Source organism: Shewanella sp. VK101 (genome assembly GCF_056497865.1).
In genome coordinates, this window is the sequence record NZ_CM151402.1 from 1198767 (window position 1) to 1215856 (window position 17090).

General features: G+C 52.3%; 12 protein-coding genes. 8 read left to right on the forward strand and 4 right to left on the reverse strand.

The window, feature by feature from the left end:
• The first annotated feature begins 77 nt into the window (after positions 1-77).
• Positions 78-2198, forward strand: coding sequence for a methyl-accepting chemotaxis protein (locus tag ACSHSR_RS05415; protein WP_187575484.1), 2121 nt, complete (start codon positions 78-80; stop codon positions 2196-2198).
• A 63-nt stretch (positions 2199-2261) separates the two neighbouring features.
• Here ACSHSR_RS05415 and ACSHSR_RS05420 read toward each other — a convergent pair whose 3' ends face one another.
• Positions 2262-3572, reverse strand: a complete 1311-nt coding sequence (locus ACSHSR_RS05420; RefSeq protein ID WP_187575483.1) for a methyl-accepting chemotaxis protein — start codon at positions 3570-3572, stop codon at positions 2262-2264.
• Positions 3573-4166: 594 nt separating this feature from the next.
• On the opposite strand from ACSHSR_RS05420, the gene ACSHSR_RS05425 reads away from it, so the two are divergent.
• On the forward strand, positions 4167-4661 hold the full coding sequence (locus ACSHSR_RS05425; protein WP_025009901.1) for a Dps family protein: 495 nt from the start codon (positions 4167-4169) through the stop codon (positions 4659-4661).
• Positions 4662-4889: 228 nt separating this feature from the next.
• Here ACSHSR_RS05425 and ACSHSR_RS05430 read toward each other — a convergent pair whose 3' ends face one another.
• Positions 4890-6350, reverse strand: coding sequence for an aminoacyl-histidine dipeptidase (locus tag ACSHSR_RS05430; RefSeq protein WP_479631323.1), 1461 nt, complete (start codon positions 6348-6350; stop codon positions 4890-4892).
• Positions 6351-6561: 211 nt separating this feature from the next.
• Here ACSHSR_RS05430 and ACSHSR_RS05435 point away from each other — a divergent pair, with 211 nt between their 5' ends.
• From ACSHSR_RS05435 to ACSHSR_RS05450, 4 genes are all read left to right on the forward strand, one after another.
• Positions 6562-8088 carry a M17 family metallopeptidase gene (locus ACSHSR_RS05435; RefSeq protein ID WP_479631324.1) on the forward strand — a complete coding sequence of 509 codons (1527 nt, stop codon included), beginning with the start codon at positions 6562-6564 and terminating at the stop codon, positions 8086-8088.
• 1264 nt (positions 8089-9352) lie between these two features.
• Positions 9353-10645 carry an NCS2 family permease gene (locus ACSHSR_RS05440; protein ID WP_025009904.1) on the forward strand — a complete coding sequence of 431 codons (1293 nt, stop codon included), beginning with the start codon at positions 9353-9355 and terminating at the stop codon, positions 10643-10645.
• 185 nt (positions 10646-10830) lie between these two features.
• Entirely contained in the window at positions 10831-11949 is a 1119-nt protein-coding gene (proB, locus tag ACSHSR_RS05445) for a glutamate 5-kinase (protein ID WP_045283673.1), read from the forward strand.
• Positions 11946-13205 (forward strand): glutamate-5-semialdehyde dehydrogenase, encoded by a 1260-nt coding sequence (locus ACSHSR_RS05450; RefSeq protein WP_479631325.1) that lies wholly within the window; start codon positions 11946-11948, stop codon positions 13203-13205. Before proB ends, ACSHSR_RS05450 begins: the two co-directional genes overlap by 4 nt.
• An 84-nt stretch (positions 13206-13289) precedes the next feature.
• On the opposite strand, the gene ybaK is transcribed toward ACSHSR_RS05450, so the two are convergent.
• The gene (gene ybaK, locus ACSHSR_RS05455) at positions 13290-13763 is read right to left on the reverse strand and encodes a Cys-tRNA(Pro) deacylase (protein WP_028780679.1); all 474 of its coding nucleotides are present in this window, start codon (positions 13761-13763) and stop codon (positions 13290-13292) included.
• 385 nt (positions 13764-14148) lie between these two features.
• Entirely contained in the window at positions 14149-14442 is a 294-nt protein-coding gene (locus ACSHSR_RS05460; RefSeq protein WP_025009906.1) for a DUF3144 domain-containing protein, read from the reverse strand.
• Positions 14443-15311: 869 nt separating this feature from the next.
• On the opposite strand from ACSHSR_RS05460, the gene ACSHSR_RS05465 reads away from it, so the two are divergent.
• A complete protein-coding gene (locus ACSHSR_RS05465) occupies positions 15312-15884 on the forward strand; it encodes a hypothetical protein (RefSeq protein WP_479631326.1) in 573 nt (190 codons plus the stop codon).
• 3 nt (positions 15885-15887) lie between these two features.
• Positions 15888-16106 (forward strand): hypothetical protein, encoded by a 219-nt coding sequence (locus tag ACSHSR_RS05470; protein WP_479631327.1) that lies wholly within the window; start codon positions 15888-15890, stop codon positions 16104-16106.
• The last annotated feature ends 984 nt before the right edge of the window (positions 16107-17090 follow it).

Here is a 17090-nt window from a genome sequence, read left to right on the forward strand (position 1 = left end):
AGTCCATGGTGCTATCTTTGTAGCTGTTAACCTTTCATTTACAAGCGCATTGCGCCCGCCGCTATCAGGAGCCTTGGATGAAGCAACTCTCCATCGGAACCAAACTTCTCTGGATAACTTCGGCGCTGTTTCTCATAACAGTGGCCATTCTCTCCATCAGTCTCTGGTGGTCTCTGTCGGATCAAAACCAACGTCTGTCGGCAGAGGTGCAGCAGACGCTGGAGCTGGAGATCCGCGATAAGCTCGAGGCCAGTGCCGCCCAATACGGTGAGAAAGTCGCCGGTTTTATTGATGAGGCCTACCGCATTCCCTGGTCATTGGCGGGGATTCTGGAGCTGACCTCTGAGCGGGATCCCATGACCCGGGAAGAAGTGCAGACAACCGTCGAGGCGGTGCTCAGAAAGAACAGCCAGGTTTCCTCCATCTATGCCCAGTTTGAGCCCGATGGATACGACGGCCTGGATTGGCAGTATCAACAGCAAGCGAGCAAACACAGTGTGCCCGGCGCCGGGTCGCTGGAGATCTACTTTACCCGCAATAACGACGGCAGCATTGAGCAATACCAGGTGGACGATGCCGAGGAGAAGTATGTCGCCACGCTCAACGAGTTTGGCATTCGCGAGGCCGAGTGGTATCTGTGCGGTAAAGACACCCTCAAGCCCTGCTTGATGGAGCCCTACCTGTATGAGATAGCTCCGGGCAACAATGAGTTGATGACCTCCTTGACTGTACCGGCGCTGCGCGATGGCAAGTTTGCCGGTATTGTCGGGGTGGATGTCAACCTACCGGTATTTCAGAAACTGATCGATCAACTGTCGCAGTCGCTCTATCAGGGCAAGGCCAAGGTTACTCTGCTCAGCAGCAAGGGGCTGGTGGTGGCTGCCAGTCATTACAGCAAGAAGGCGCGGCCACTGGCCGAGTCTGTCGCCCCTGAGCTGGCCGCCAAAATGGTGGCTCTGGCCGGCGGCGAGGGCTTTATGTTGACGGACAATGACATAGTGGTTGCACACCGCATCGACATTCCTCTTTCCGGTAGTCGCTGGTCGCTGTTGATTGAAGTGCCCAAAGTGAACGCCTTTGCGCCCGTGGCCAAGCTCAGTGAAGAGATGACAGTGATGGCCACTGAATTGGGCAGCTTGCTGCTCGGGGTTGGCGTCTTGGTATCTGTGCTGGCGGTACTGGCCATAGCTTTGGTGATCCGCAGCATATTGGCACCGCTCAAGAGTATTCAATCCCGGGTTGAGAATCTGGCCAGTGCCGAAGGCGACCTGACCCAAAGCATTCAGGTGACTTCCCACGCCGAGCTTATCGCCCTCGGCGCCGGGGTAAACGCCTTTATTCTCAAACTCAGGGAGCTTATCCGTGAGCTGAAAATGCTTGCCGGACGCTCCCGTGATGAGGGCCAAACCACGGCAGAAATTGCCCGCCAGACACTGGACAGTGTCAATCGCCAATACAGTGAGATAGAGAGCGTGGTGGCCGCGGTCAACCAGATGAGCGCCACGGCCCATGAAGTGGCCAAGGCTTCGGAGCAGACGGCATCGGAAACTGAGTCCATGGCGGTCAATGTCCGCGACAGTGAAACCAGCCTCAACAAGGCGATGGATTACGTCAATACCATGTCCAGTGAGTCGATGCAGGCCAAGGCCGCCGTCGCCAAGGTGGCGGAGAGCAGCAATAACATCAGCAGCATTCTGGAAGTGATCAGCGCCATCGCCGAACAGACCAATCTGTTGGCGCTCAATGCGGCGATTGAAGCGGCCCGCGCCGGCGATCAGGGCCGAGGTTTCGCCGTGGTAGCGGATGAAGTGAGGGCGCTGGCTTCCAAGACCCAGAGCTCGACTCTGGATATTGGTCGTCTAATCGAGTCACTGCAGCAGGAAGTGGGCAGCGCCTCCAACATTATTGAACGCGGAGTGGAGCAGGCCAAAAACGCCGTGTCGCAAACAGAGCAGGCACTCAGTGCACTGAATCTTATGGTCAGCCAACTGGATCAAATCTCGGCGCAGATCACCCATATTGCCACGGCGGCCGAGGAGCAAAGCGCTGTCACCGAAGAGGTGAACAAGAATATCACCGGCATCTCAGACTCGGCGGCCGAACTGGCGCGTCTGGCCGGTGAGGCGGAGCAGAGCAGTCAGACGCTGGCACAGTTGGTGGACAGCCAAAACGATCAATTGGATAGACTCAAGACCTAAGCAAACAAAAAGAACCCAGCCTCGGCTGGGTTCTTTTTTAGAGGAGCGAGAGACGCCTTCAGCTCAATGCCTGTGATGTTCATCAGACAGGGACGCGACAGTATCGACCACATTGCGGGCACCATCGAGAATCGCGCCCATTACGTCTGCGACTTCCTGCAGCTGGGTCTTACCCTGGTTGGCCGCCTCGGCCACCGCCGCCATTTCGCGGGTGGCCTTGTCTGTGAGCTGACCATTTTGATTGACGACAGAGCCTATCTCCTTGGTCGACTCACTGGTGCGGGCCGCCAGTTGTCTGACTTCATCGGCGACGACGGCAAACCCCCGTCCTTGCTCACCGGCACGGGCCGCTTCAATCGCCGCATTGAGCGCCAACAGGTTGGTCTGCTCTGCAATGGCGCTTATGGTCGAGACTATCGCCTGGATATTGCGTGACTGCTCATTGAGCTGAGCTATCGCCTCTGAGGCCTGCTGTACCTGAGACGCTATGCTGTTGGAGGTGGTGGTTACCCTGTCCAGCCTGTCTATCGCCTGCTCGACTGTGGCACCGGTATTCAGCGCCGTGCTGTGGGCTATTTCGGCCGCTTCCTTAATCGCCTGGGACTTTTCTATCCTGGCGGTGATATCACTGGCAAACTTAATCACCTTGATCACCTTACCGGCGGGATTGCGTATAGGGTTATAGCTGGCCTCAAGCCAGACGGTTTGCCCCAGTTTATTGAAGCGTTTAAACAGCCCGGACTTGAACTGGCCCTTATTGAGCTCTTCCCAAAAATGGGGGTGTTCCCGGTAGAAGGCCTCGTCACAAAACAGCTTGTGGTGTTGCCCCTTCAGTTCGGCCCGGGTATAGCCCATGACGTCGAGAAAATTGGCGTTGGCTTCAATGATATTACCTTTGGGATCAAACTCGATAATCGCCTGGGAGTTATCCAGGGCGTTGGCCACGGCTTTTTGAGTGTCGGTTTCCATTTGGCTGTTGGTGACATCGGCGGCAATCTTCATGACGCGGGTGACTTTACCCTGCTCAAACACGGGGAAATAGGTGGCCTGCAAATAAATGCTGCTGCCATTTGCGTGGCGACGTTCAAACACCCCGGCAGCGGCTTTTCCTTGCCTGAGCTGTTCCCAAAAACTGCGGTACTGGGTTGAGGCGGCATAATCGGCCTGACACAAGGTTTTGTGTGGCATGCCTTTAAGCTTCTCATGCTCCAGGCCAAACAACTCGGCAAACAGGCGATTGGCTTCTATCACAGTGCCGTCGGGCGTGAATACCACACAGGCAAGCGATTGCTCTATGGCTTCTGTTGCCAGTTGCTTGGACAGCTGCAATTGACATTGTGCCAGTGCTTGTTTGGACGATTTATTAAAAAACATAAAACAGATCCCCACTTGTTAGGTTTAGTCGGTAGCTTGCTGTCGGCTCGTATTCTGAGGCGAGAATCCATTTCGCAGTTGTCATTCCTGATGTAGGGCTGCAGCTTTAACTTATTATAGCTTCGGTGAAAGGTAACATAAGCGTGGCAAAGTAAAAGGTGTGGATGAAGCCAAAGTCAAGATACCACTCCTGTGCCGCGGCGCTTAAGGTATAAGGCTTGTCGGCAGGCTATCAGCTTTTAATGAACATAAGATGTCAAGCTGCGGAAAAGTGATCGCGAGTTTCTCTAAATATAAGCTCTGGCCGGCAAAGAGATTCCCGGATTGCCTTGTCTGGCTTCTATTGGGAACTTGGCAAATCGGTTACAAGGGGTTATCGCAGGGGGAATGTATGTTTGATTATGAAAATCAATTGGTTAAAAAGCTGTTTTCCTGCTTGATAAATAGAACTCCTTTGGGCTTTGGGCCGCTACAGTTTAGTAAGTTGTGATATTCATCACGGTTTGCCCGGGCATAAGATCCCACTCTGTTATGGCTATTTTATCTTTAGTCGCCATTGAGCGCGGCTATCGCCAACAAGCAAAAGGAGTGTATATGGCAACCAAGAAAGTCAAGGCACCCACCATAGATATAGGTATCTCTGATGCGGATCGTAAAAAAATTGTCGCGGGGCTTTCTGCGCTGCTGGCCGACAGTTATACCCTGTATCTGATGACCCATAATTTCCATTGGAACGTCAAAGGGCCGCAATTCAACAGCCTGCATCTGATGTTTATGGAGCAATACACGGAGCAGTGGAATGCGCTGGATGAAATTGCCGAGCGGATCCGCGCCCTGGGGTATCCGGCGCCGGGGACTTATAAGGAGTTTGTTCGCCTGGCATCCATCAAGGAAGTGGAAGGTGTGCCCTCTGCCAATGAGATGATATTGCACCTGGTCGAAGCCCAGGAGGCCACGGCCCGCACCGCCAGAGCCCTGTTCCCCGTTATCGACAAGGCCAATGACCAGCCGAGCGCCGATCTGCTGACCCGCAGACTGGAAGTTCACGAAAAGACTGCCTGGATGTTGCGTAGCTTGCTGGAGGAATAGCCTAAACGCTAGGCACTACGCATCAAAAAGCCGCCCCGGAGTGCTCCAGGGGCGGCTTTTTTACTCTTGCTAACTTGAAGTGGCAGCTGTGTTGGCAATCTTCGCTCATCCCAATCACATAGTTTGCCCATGTTGATGGGGAGCTACTCTTGCCGCCTTTGCCGCCTTGCCGCCACGCCAAGTCGTTTGGCGCTATTTACTCAAAGCTTAAGTACCTTTATTAAGGTATCAGGCCTTTTCTGGAATACGTTCCAGTACAGCCAACAGCAGCTGCCAATATTGGCCCACTGTGGTGATATTCACCATTTCATCCGGGCTGTGAGGGAAACGTATGGTGGGGCCGATAGACACCATATCCATCGCCGGATAGGGCTCCTTGAACAGGCCACATTCCAAACCGGCATGGATCACCATGATCACCGGTTCTTTATGGTAGATGTCCTGATAGGTGTCGCGCACAATCGCCATCACAGGAGACTGGCTGTCTGGCTTCCAGCCTGGGTAGGCGCCGGAAAGGTCGATTTCGGCACCGGCCAGGTTGGCCAGGGCGATCAGCATGCCCTCAATCTGGCTACGGCCAGAGTCAATCAAGGAGCGGATCAGGCACAGGAGTTTGACATCCTGCTCGCTGGTATTGATCACCCCGAGGTTGAGTGAGGTCTCGGTCACGCCTTCAATCTCGTCACTCATCCGCATGACACCATTGGGGCAGGCATGCAGCAGATCGATAAGGGTGTTCTGACTCTGCTCGCTCATCACCTTGGCAGGCAACGGCACTTCGGTGAGAGTCAGGCAAGCGGCCGGATCGGCAACCGCCAGCTCTTCTCTAAGCAGTGCCTGGAAAGCCGCGGCGGCTTCGCTCAAAGCTGTGGCTTGTTCGGCCGGTACCAGAATAGTGGCACTGGCTTCACGGGGAATGGCGTTACGCAGCGAGCCGCCGTTGAATTCGGCCAGTTCCAGCTGCAGGCTTTCGCTGTGTTCAAACAGAAAACGGGCCAGCAGCTTGTTGGCATTACCGCGTCCCAGGTGAATGTTCACCCCTGAGTGGCCACCCTTTAGCCCGGAGAGTGTCAGGTTGAATGCCTGGAAACCATCGCCTGTGGCTTCCCAGACCATGGGCAGGGTGATCTCGGCATCCACGCCACCGGCGCAGCCCATGTAGATCTCGCCTTCCTGCTCGGAATCTGTGTTGATCAGGATTTCACCGCGAAGCATACCGGCTTCCAGGCCAAAGGCTCCTGTCATACCCGCTTCTTCATCTATGGTCAGCAGCACTTCCAGTGGCCCGTGGGGAATATCGTCACTGCCGAGAATTGCCAGCGCCGATGCCATGCCTATGCCGTTATCGGCACCCAGAGTCGTGCCCTGAGCCTTGACCCAGTCGCCATCAATCCAGGGCTGGATCGGATCTTTGACGAAGTCATGCTCTTTATCGGCATTTTTCTGCGGCACCATATCGATATGGGCCTGGATCACCACGGGTTTGCGGTTTTCCATCCCGGGAGTGGCATCTTTGCGAATAATCAGGTTACCGACTTTATCTTCGATAACCTCAAGCTGACGGTCTTTGGCCCAGTTCTGAATATACTGGCTGAGAGCGGCTTCATGCTTGGATGGGTGAGGAACGGCACAGATTTGTTCAAACCACTGCCATAGAGGCTGAGGTTGCAATTGGCTGAGACTGGACACAGCAAACTCCTGATCTTTTCGTCTGGTTGGCGGGCTTGGACCGGGCCAAGCGCGAGTTGTCATCAGTCTACCACAGAGCGATGTAAGGGCGCAGAACCCAGTTGGGACAATTGTTTATTTGTGGCAGCGAAACTTGCCAGCCAGATATTGGTAATCCTGCGCCGGAAAGGGAATAATGCTGGGCGCCAATAAAAAATAATTAGGATGGGTCATGGTTGAATTTATTGATGTTACTGACCAGGATGCAATTTTCAGTGAGGCAGACTGGGATGCATTGCTGGTGGTCAGCGCCGATGTGACGGCGTGTCCAATCGAAGAGGTGGCGATACTGGCCTCCCATGGGGCTCAAGTTGACAAACGGGTGGGCAAGAGCCCAACCCTGTTGTTTGCTCCCGGGCTTGCCGGTGGCCGCTTGATTATCGCCCCGGTCGCGCCGCTTGGCGATTATGACGATGTGCGCGCCTTTGCCAATGCCGCCCGTGCCGGTATCGCCATCGCCCGTGACGCCGGAGCCAAAAGGCCGCTATTGTGGGTTGATAAGCCTGCATCCTTAGGTGATGAATACGCCAAGGCAGATATGGTTGCGGCGCTGGCAACGGCGCAGGAGCTATGGCAGCCATTGGAAGCCCGTGAGGCGGGCGCCGCCCTTGACAGCATAGAAGCCATAGGGGTGATGAACGGCGCAGATGCCGGCATGCTCAATGCCATTGAAGCCGGCCGCACCCTTGCCAGAGATCTTTGCGGCACTGAGCCCGAGCGCATGGGCGCCCCTGCCTTTGCCGATTACTGCCTCAACGCCTTCAAAGATTCAGGGCTGTCGCTGCAGGTCGTGGAAGACAGAGACATTCTCGAGCGGGACTATCCCTTGCTGAGCGCTGTGGCGCGGGCCTCTTTTGCCGTGGCCAGACATCAGCCCAGAGTCGTTAAATTGGAGTACCGCGGCGAAGGTGACATCCAGTACAACTATTTCTTTGCCGGCAAGGGCGTGGTGTATGACACAGGCGGCGCCGATCTGAAAGTGGGCGGTGCCATGGCCGGTATGAGCCGCGACAAGGGCGGCGCGGCTGCCGTGGCCGGTTTGATGAAGACCTTGTCATTACTCAAGCCCAAAGGCATTCGTGTGGTGGCCGAACTGGGGCTGGTACGCAACAGTATAGGCAGCGAAGCCTTTGTCACGGACGAAATCATCACAGCCCATTCGGGTGTCAGGGTCAGGATTGGCAATACCGATGCCGAAGGACGTTTAGTGCTGGCCGACTTGCTGTCCCATCTGCGTTTAAAGGCGCAGGGCAGTGCGGCGCCCGAGCTATTCTCTGTGGCAACCCTGACCGGCCATGTGGTGCGAGCCTATGGCTCTTACAGTGCGGTAGTGGCCAACGCCGTTGCCGAGCAACAGGCATTACCCAAGCGGTTGCAAGCCAGCGCCGAACGTTACGGTGAAGGGCTGGAGCTGTCCCGTTTGCGTAAGGAAGATTTTGCCAAGGTGCGTGATGTTTCCGGCGCCTCTGAGCTACTTTCTTCCAATAATGCGCCCTCATCGGTTACCGCCAGAGGACACCAGTATCCGGCGGCCTTCCTGCTAAAGGCTTCCGGATTGGCGCAACACGGGGTAAAAGACGCTCAGCCCATGGCCTATAGTCATCTGGATATCGCCGGCAGTGCCACAGAAGGTGATCCCCTCTATGGCAAACCTACGGCGGCGCCGCTGCTTGGGTTGTTTACCTATATGACTGAGTAAGCCCTCAACGCCTCCCGGCCGATGTCGTCGGCCGGGTTATCCCTGCACCCTGTCAGTTTGCTTTTCTTCACTTGGCGACCGCTATGTTGGTATTCCATGGCCCCGATATTTGCTGGACGTCATCTCACCCAAGCTATCCACTGCTAGTGATTGGATCTCACCCAAGCTATCCACTGCTAGTGATTGGATCTCACCCAAGCTATCCACTGCTAGTGATTGGATCTCGCCCTGCTTTAAGTTGTTATTTGGCACGATATCTGAAAACAACAGAAAACTTTCAGACGGATTTTTACCCAGCCCTTGGATGGGGTGATCCAATTCACCTTAACTGGTCTTACCTCTTTGAGATCACGCTTTTACCCCCGCCGGGAGACTAACATTTGGGCTGTAACTGACAGCTAATTACAGTGTTAGATTTTACTTAATTGGAATGAGGTTGGCCTGATTGGCTTTTGATTTATTTATTTAAAATCAAATGGTAATGAGTGTTCTCTTACTATGTTTCGAGATGTATCATTAGGTGCTGTGGGTAAATCCTGTGTAACTTTTATGTAATTGCCTTACAGGTTTAGGTGTATTTTAAATTTTTAGCCTCAATACTTGTAATAAAATTACAAGTAGCTATAATAGCTCTCGTTGGTTAGGCAAGCGCCTTCCACCTCTAGTCAATCCAGGATGGATAACTATCTCCAAGGAAATGAGTGACAAGTTGTCTCCACGGATATGAGAACCTCTAGTTCCAGGGAACCGAGCCAAGCTTCACTAGAGTATTTATTTCACAACTTTGTTAGGAGTATCGGCTATGTCTTACACAGGTAAAAACAACGTAGTTTATTGGAGCAACACCTGGTTTGATTGTCAGGTTTTGCGCGGCGGCATGTTCGCCATGAGTTTCAAGGGCTGACTACCCCTTTAAGTAGTTCCATCATCCATCAACCTTTGTTCACCACTCTGTGGTGTATTTAGACTCAAGTCGCAATAGAAGTTTTGCTTCTGTTGCCAGGTGTTACCCGCTAGCGCGGTAGACTCTTTCCCTTTTGGGTGCTTGATACATGTCTTGGCCTGCTCTTTGAGCAGGCTTTTTTTTGTCCGCAGCAAAATGTGAATAAATTGTGATCTGGTGGGCATTTAATGGATACCACAGGTAGCCTCCATGCTCTGGTGCTGGTCTGATCAGGTCAAACTCCCTATAATCTGCCGCCGATGACCTCGTTAAAGAAGTGTCACAAACCTCCCTACACTCAAACTCAAGGAACCTGGTTCCATGTTGGAAAAACTGTTCAAGTTAAAGCAAAACAAAACCTCTCTGAAGCAGGAAGCCGTGGCGGGTCTGACCACCTTTCTGACCATGGCTTACATCATCTTTGTTAACCCCTCTATGCTGGCCGATGCCGGTATGGATCAGGGCGCTGTCTTTGTGGCGACCTGTGTCGCGGCGGCGATAGGCTGTCTGGTCATGGGGCTGCTGGCCAATTATCCCATCGCCCTGGCGCCGGGAATGGGCCTCAACGCCTTTTTTACCTACACAGTTGTGGGGGAAATGGGCTATAGCTGGGAAACCGCGCTCGGCGCAGTATTCCTCTCCGGGATCTGCTTTATGATCCTCTCCCTGGTGCGAATTCGGGAATGGGTGGTCAACTCCATTCCCATGTCGCTGCGCCTTGGCATAGCCGCAGGTATCGGCCTGTTTTTGGCGCTCATCGGCCTCAAGAGTGCCGGCATAGTGGTTGCCAACCCGGCAACACTCGTAGGTATGGGCGATATCACTGCATTTCCGGCGTTGATGTCGGTATTGGGGTTCTTCCTGATCATCGCTTTTGTTCAGCGTGGTTATAAGGCGGCGGTGATCCTCAGCATTCTGGCCATCACAGTGTTGGGGCTGGCCTTTGGTGATGTGCAATATAGTGGCCTGGTATCCATGCCGCCTTCCATAGCGCCCACCTTTATGAAGATGGATCTCTCCGGCATGCTGGAGATCAGCATGATTTCCGTGGTGTTTGCCTTTTTGTTTGTGGACTTGTTCGATACCTCGGGCACCTTGGTAGCCGTGGCCCATCGTGGTGGTTTTCTGGATGATAAGGGCCGCCTGCCAAGACTCAACCGCGCCCTGACCGCCGACAGCGCTGCGACTATTGCCGGGGCCATGCTGGGTACCTCGACCACCACAAGTTATGTCGAGAGCACCTCAGGCGTTAGTGCCGGTGGCCGTACCGGCTTGACTGCCGTCGTGGTCGGGCTGCTGTTTTTGGCCTCGCTCTTTATCTCGCCGCTGGCCGGTATGGTGCCGGCCTATGCTACCGCGGGCACCCTCTTCTATGTGGCGATTCTGATGATGTCTGGTCTGGTGCATGTAGAGTGGGAAGATTTGACCGAGGCTGCCCCTGTGGTGGTGGTCTGCCTGCTGATGCCATTAACCTTCTCAATTGCCACGGGGATCGCCTTTGGCTTTATCGCCTATGCGGCGATTAAACTTCTCTGCGGCCGTTTTCGCGATCTCAACGCCGGGGTTGTGGCACTGGCGCTGCTGTTTATTCTCAAGTTTGCCTACGGGAGCTAAGGGTAAAACGCGAGCAAGTGCTTTATAAACCGCATTTATTGAGGGTCATACTTTGTATGGCCCTTTTTGTATGAGATATCGCAATAAATAACGATTTTATCCACTTGAAGGCCGACTGCCGCTAGGAATCAGGCGACGGATTGGGTATAAGATTTATCCCCGACTTTTTTAAGCAAATACAAGTGATGAACTTGAGTGACACACGCTACCGCCGGGTAGTGGTAAAACTGGGTACCAGTGTACTTACCTCCGGCAGCAAGCGCCTGGACAAGGCCCATATGGTCGAGCTGGCCAGGCAGATGGCGACCTTAATGCGCGCCGGTATCGAAGTGGTTTTGTGTACCTCCGGCGCCATTGCCGCCGGGCGTGAGCATCTGATGTATCCGGAGTTGCCGGATACCATGGCCAACAAACAGTTGCTGGCGGCCGTGGGCCAGAGCCAGTTGATTCTGGCCTGGGCGCAGTTGTTCAGTATTTATGGTCTGCACGTGGGGCAGTTGCTGCTTACCCGGGCGGATCTGCATGATCGTGAGCGCTATCTCAACGCCAGAGATACCCTGAATGCGCTGCTGAAACAGAATATTATCCCTATCATCAATGAAAACGATGCCGTTGCCACCAATGAGATCAAGGTAGGGGACAACGACAACCTGTCCGCCCGGGCGGCGCTTTTGTGCGATGCCGACTTGCTGATCCTGCTGACAGACCAAAAAGGCTTGTTCGATGCCGATCCGCGCCATAATCCCAATGCTCATCTTATCAGCGAAGTGGCCAATATCGACGACAGCCTGCGGCAACTGGCCGGCGGCTCGGTTTCCGGTTTGGGCACCGGCGGCATGGCAACCAAGCTGGAGGCGGCCGACATAGCTCGCCGCGCCGGTATTGAGGTGGTTATCGCCTCGGGCCATCATCCGGATGCCATAGAAAAAATCGCTGCCGGCGAGTCAGTGGGGACTCACTTCTGCGCCATCGAGACCCCGCTGGAGAGCCGTAAGCAGTGGATCCTTGCCGGGCCCAAGGCCAAGGGGAAACTGACCTTGGATGAAGGTGCGGTGCGAGCGGTAACCGAAAAGGGCCGCAGTCTGCTGTCCAAGGGGATCATCGCCGTCGAGGGCGAGTTTGAACGGGGCGCCACAGTGCAACTGTTGGATCCCAAGGGCCGTAAACTGGCGCGGGGGATCTGCCGCTACAGCGCCGCGGCCCTCAAACGTATCGCGGGCCAGCATTCAGATAACATTGAATCCTTGCTGGGCTATGACTATGGTGATGCAATAGTGCACCGCAACGACATGGTGGTTTTATGACAGCTGAATATCTGCAACAACTGGGGCAAAGGGCCAAGGAAGCCAGCTTTGCCCTGGCCAATCTTTCCGGCACCGCCAAGCAGCAACTGCTGCATAATATCGTTACCGCTCTCAAGGCCGATGAAGCGGCAATCCTCGCGGCCAATGAGCAGGATGTGGCTGCGGCCAAAGAGGCTGGCCTCAACGCGGCCATGATAGACAGGTTGCTGTTGGATAAGTCGCGCCTGGCCGGAGTGATAGCCGATATCGACAATGTGATTGCCCTTGCCGACCCCATCGGCCGCGAATATGACAGCCGGGTGCTGGATAACGGCTTGCGCCTGTGCCGCCGCGCCGTGCCACTGGGGGTGATAGGCGTTATCTATGAGGCCAGGCCCAATGTGACTGTGGATATTGCCGTTCTGGCCCTTAAAACCGGCAATGCGGTGATCCTCCGTGGCGGCAAGGAAACCCTGAAATCCAACTTGGCGCTGGCCAAGGCGATTCGCCAGGGCGTTAAAGCCAGTGGCTTGCCGGAAGATGCGGTGCAGCTTATCGACAACCCGGATCGCACCCTGGTTACCGGCCTGCTCAAGCTGGATCAATATGTGGATATGATAGTGCCCCGCGGCGGCGACAAGCTGCAGCGGCTCTGCGCCGAGCAGGCGACCATCCCGGTTATTCTCGGCGGTATCGGTATCTGCCATCTCTATCTGGATAAGGCGGCCGATCTGGAGAAGGCCGTTCCTGTCATCCTCAATGCCAAGGTGCAGCGCCCAACCGTATGTAACGCTCTCGATACTCTGTTGGTGCACAAGCAGATAGCCAAAGAGGCATTGCCCAAGGTGGCCAAGGCCTTAGTCGATGCCGGAGTTAAGCTGGTAGGTTGCCCCGAGACTGTGGCTATTCTTGGATCCGAGCAAGTGGCTGCCGCCAGCGAGGATAGCTTTGCTACCGAGTGGCTATCTCTCAATCTGGGGATCCGGGTAGTCGATGATATCCAGCAGGCCATAGGTCATATTCGCCGCTATTCCAGCGGTCACTCCGAGGCTATCCTCACAGATGATATCAATGCTGCTACCGAGTTTATGAACCAGGTGAATTCGGCGGCGGTTTACCTCAATGCCAGCACCCGTTTCACCGATGGTGGCCAGTTCGGCCTGGGCGCCGAGGTGGCTGTCAGTACTCAGAAACTGCATGCCAGAGGCCCCATGGGGCTGGAAGCACTGACCACCTACAAGTGGTTGGGTGTCGGTGATTACACCGCCAGAAGTTAGTGTTTACTTCTCTTTAAAGGCTTTCAGAGCATCGTATAACCCAAGCCCCGCAGTTGCGGGGCTTTTGCTTTGGCCGCTTACGATTCAGCTCTTGATAGCCGCAAAACTGCCGCGGCAGAGCTTGGCCAAGTCTTCTGCGGCAAGACAGATCTCCAGTCCGCGGCGACCGGCGCTGACATAGATGCTGTCAAACTCCTGGGCGCTGGCGTCTATCACTGTGGGTAACTGCTTTTTCTGCCCCAGAGGGCTGATGCCGCCCACCAGATAGCCGGATGAACGCTGCGCCAATTGCGGGTTGGCCATCACCAACTTCTTGGCCTTAATCGCCTTGGCAACGCATTTCAAGCTGAGTTGATGATTCACTGGCACCAGGGCCACCGCCAGTGGCGGCGACTTTTCATCGCTGCTGACCAGCAGAGTCTTAAATACCCGGTTGGGATCCAGCCCAAGTGCACTGGCGGCCTCTTCTCCGTAGGAAGGGGCATTCTTGTCGTGGTGATATTCGTGAACGGTAAAAGAGATCCCCGCCTTGGTGGCGAGATCGATTGCGGGTGTCACAAGTGTCTCCTTAGGTGATGGCGTGAGTAGCGTTTAGTATCGCGTTTTAATCGGGATATCTGTTGCGCCAAAACCTGTCTAACTATCAAAATAGGTGTCATAGCATAAGCCTCAAGCCTTTCTGGGTCGAGACAGCGGGTCACTCTTTTAAGACTCAGTTTAAGAGCAAGACCACAAAGCGGCACAAAAGCTTAAGTATTAACTCAGACAATAGCTTAGAAAATAGCCAAGAAAAATAGCCTAGATATCGGTGGCGATTCAATCTGAATTCGAGGCTAATCAAAGGATGGCAAAATCGATAGGCCAGGGAAGGGCTTTAAACATGAGTCAAGTCAAAATAAAACGCCCGGCATCAGGCTGGGCATTTTGAAATACTATGGCGGCCTTACTTCTGCGTTGCGCGGTAGTGGTCGAAATTCTCGATATAGTCGTCCATAGAGCCTTCAAGCATCTCCTTGTAGCGCTCCATATAGTAATCCATCATCTCTTGCTTCTTCGACTGCATCTGCTCCTTGGTGGCAAAACCGGTAGAGCCGAACCAGGCATTGTAGCGAGCCAGGGCATACATGAAGGAGGCACTGACTTCACCGGTTTGGACTTCAGTATTCTGGTTCTGTTTGTTGGCCAACTCGATGAGCTCACTGGCACGCTGAAAAAACGCCTTATCTGTATCAGACATCTGAGATTCCTGTTTAAAGTCGAGAGCTTGCCTCTCGGTATTAGGGTTAGCTTACCCTAGAGTGTTTTGCTGCAAACTGCTGTAATCCGCCTCACATTCCTGATTGCTAAAGCTCAACAAGCATGAGCTGAATCGCAAAGAGAGCAACTATCTTCCCAAATAGCCAATCATTTCGGCGCCGGCAGTTAAAACAGTATTTTATCGCTTTTATCTAATTTCTCCCTATTGGCGATTTTTCACTTATCTACCCTGGTTATTGTAGATACAATTCAACTGCTTATGTTAGACTTTTTCTTAACTGCAGCGGATATGACACTCAGTGTAGTAGGCCATGATAGGGAATATTGGCCTGACATAGTTCCCGGGGCGCTCTCGGCGGTTTTGGGGGATCTTCAGGGACGAAGTCAGTTTCGTGTCCGTGCGGTAGCTATGCCTGCAGCTAAATGTTCCGCAAAAGCAGCCTGTTTTAGATGGTTTGCGCGTTAATCTGTTGGCGGAATTAAAAATGTCAATAAAGCCAAGTGTATAGTGTTTTTTGGTAGATGGCAGATTTGGAAACTGTAGTGGCAAAAGAGCCTTTCGGTGAGGTTGAGTCAATGAAGTTTCCGAACAATATAATTCAGTTCACTGGAACCAACAGAAGCTAACAAGCGCATGCTGTCGAAAAATTAAGACGCCTGTTGTGGTCTATTTTTCACTAGGAATCTCTGAAGTTCTTTTAACGTCTGCTCCTTGCCAGCTTACTGTTGGGGGACTTTTTTCGCTGCAACGGTAGCTAGCTTCAGAAATTAAATAACCATCCTTCGCTACGATAAGTAATCGTATCTATTTTAATACATAGAATTTTATATTTTAACTAATGGTTAACATTGAAGACGACTATTGAAACATCGCACTCTGAAATTATCTTTAATATTGAAGTTGATGACCTCGACTCTTTTGAATGTTTAAATGCGCTGGCCGATGTGTATCTTGATCTGAGTTATCAGATTGATGAGAAGCTCTCGGAACATGGTGTCAGTGTGGAATTCCACACGCTGTTCTATTCCATTAATGTTATGACCCCGGAAGGCCAGGTGGAGGAAGAGGAGGTGTTCGCTAAGTTTGTGGGTAACTCAACCCTGGAAGCGAAAGCGGCTACCTTTATCAGCAACGTTAATATCTGGTGTCGAACCCGTGACGACGACAGAATCTGGCAGGATGATGAAAATCCGCTGGCCGAGAACGCTGCTTATGTTTTGTGTATGCAGAATCTGAAATACATCCCGTTATATGTTGAGCTATTACTGCTGAACGATCTGGATCATGAGGTGTACCAGAATGATCATATCGAAGCCTTGATCGAAAAACACGGCATTTGTAAGCCTATGCTGACGCTGCTGGCGCATCGGGCAGGTGGCGCAGGTGGTCAGTGGGGGTCACTGCAGGTCGAAGCACACTAAGATGTGTTGCTGGATTATTTTGCTGAATATCCGCAACATCTTAAGTTATTTCTGGAAACCGGGGTTAAGTCCGTATACGATCAGTACATGGGTGGTGAGTTGTGGTTTGCAGCGATTCGTTTTTATGCGGATTTTATTGCCGATGAGAATGAGCGTGAAGATTGGTTAAGTCAGCAGGAACAAACCGCCTGGATTTATTTTAACAGTATTGATTTTGACTAATTGGAATAAAAGTCCTTAAAAATATAAAATAATTTCGCGTGGTTAACCTTTTTAAGGTGGTTCTTATGCCACGCCATTGTCGCTTCTTCGTTCTATTCCTAATGCTCCAGATTGCAGTGTTAAATAGATAAAAGAGTCGATACCTGAAACCAAAGATCTCCGGTATGGTTACTCTGGCAATTGAGTTTTGGCGAGTAAGTATCAGCGATTTAATTAGTATTATCTTGAATAGTAAGGATCGCGGATGTTAATGCAGTCTTCATCGGGAACTGTCTCATAGATAACGCAATACTGGAGTGCTTTCAAAAACTCAGCCAAAATCTGTGGTCGCTTTTTGTAATTAAGACCAAGCCGATAAAAGTGTGTTAGCTGTAGATATGTTGGTTTTCTCTAATTCTTTTCCAGTTTTTGTAAGGAAGTGCAACAAACAGGGTGATTCTGGTTTTACCAATCCACGAAAAAACACTGAGGTCGACACCTGTATAAGGAATTATTATGTCTATGCTTATAGGAAAGCCTAATGTTTCAATGTAAGTGCAAAACTCCACCATTTAGCTATTTAGATTATGAGATAATTGAATTGGGTAAAAACAACCAAGGACAAGCTAGGTTACAGACGTGCAAAATTTGTGGTTCTGTCTGGGCCAATTATCTAATTGAAGAACCACACTATACAAAATCTGGTAGGTGGTGGAGAGCTGAGATTCAATCTAGTGATTTTGGTTATTTAAAAATTGAAAATGTTAAAAGCTATATTGAGTCACAAGAATCCTGTTTTGTTGGGGGGAGCTTTTACGAGCTAGGTATACATAGGCAAAGTAAACCTATATACATAGGCTAGTAAAAAGAAAAAACGTTGGTTCTCAGCATTAATAACGTGGTAGTTAGGCTCCGGTTATGCTTAAATAGGTTAAGTCTAATCAAACATCTGCAATGCCAGGTTCTTTTTATCTCAGTGTGCTTAAGTTACCTAGCGGTGCTTGG

Bases quoted from the DNA above. Each gene is read 5' to 3' on its own strand.
- ACSHSR_RS05415 (WP_187575484.1), top strand. From the start codon at position 78: ATGAAGCAACTCTCCATCGGAACCAAACTTCTCTGGATAACTTCGGCG.
- ACSHSR_RS05420 (WP_187575483.1), bottom strand. From the start codon at position 3,572: ATGTTTTTTAATAAATCGTCCAAACAAGCACTGGCACAATGTCAATTG.
- ACSHSR_RS05425 (WP_025009901.1), top strand. From the start codon at position 4,167: ATGGCAACCAAGAAAGTCAAGGCACCCACCATAGATATAGGTATCTCT.
- ACSHSR_RS05435 (WP_479631324.1), top strand. From the start codon at position 6,562: ATGGTTGAATTTATTGATGTTACTGACCAGGATGCAATTTTCAGTGAG.
- ACSHSR_RS05440 (WP_025009904.1), top strand. From the start codon at position 9,353: ATGTTGGAAAAACTGTTCAAGTTAAAGCAAAACAAAACCTCTCTGAAG.
- proB (WP_045283673.1), top strand. From the start codon at position 10,831: ATGAACTTGAGTGACACACGCTACCGCCGGGTAGTGGTAAAACTGGGT.
- ACSHSR_RS05450 (WP_479631325.1), top strand. From the start codon at position 11,946: ATGACAGCTGAATATCTGCAACAACTGGGGCAAAGGGCCAAGGAAGCC.
- ACSHSR_RS05460 (WP_025009906.1), bottom strand. From the start codon at position 14,442: ATGTCTGATACAGATAAGGCGTTTTTTCAGCGTGCCAGTGAGCTCATC.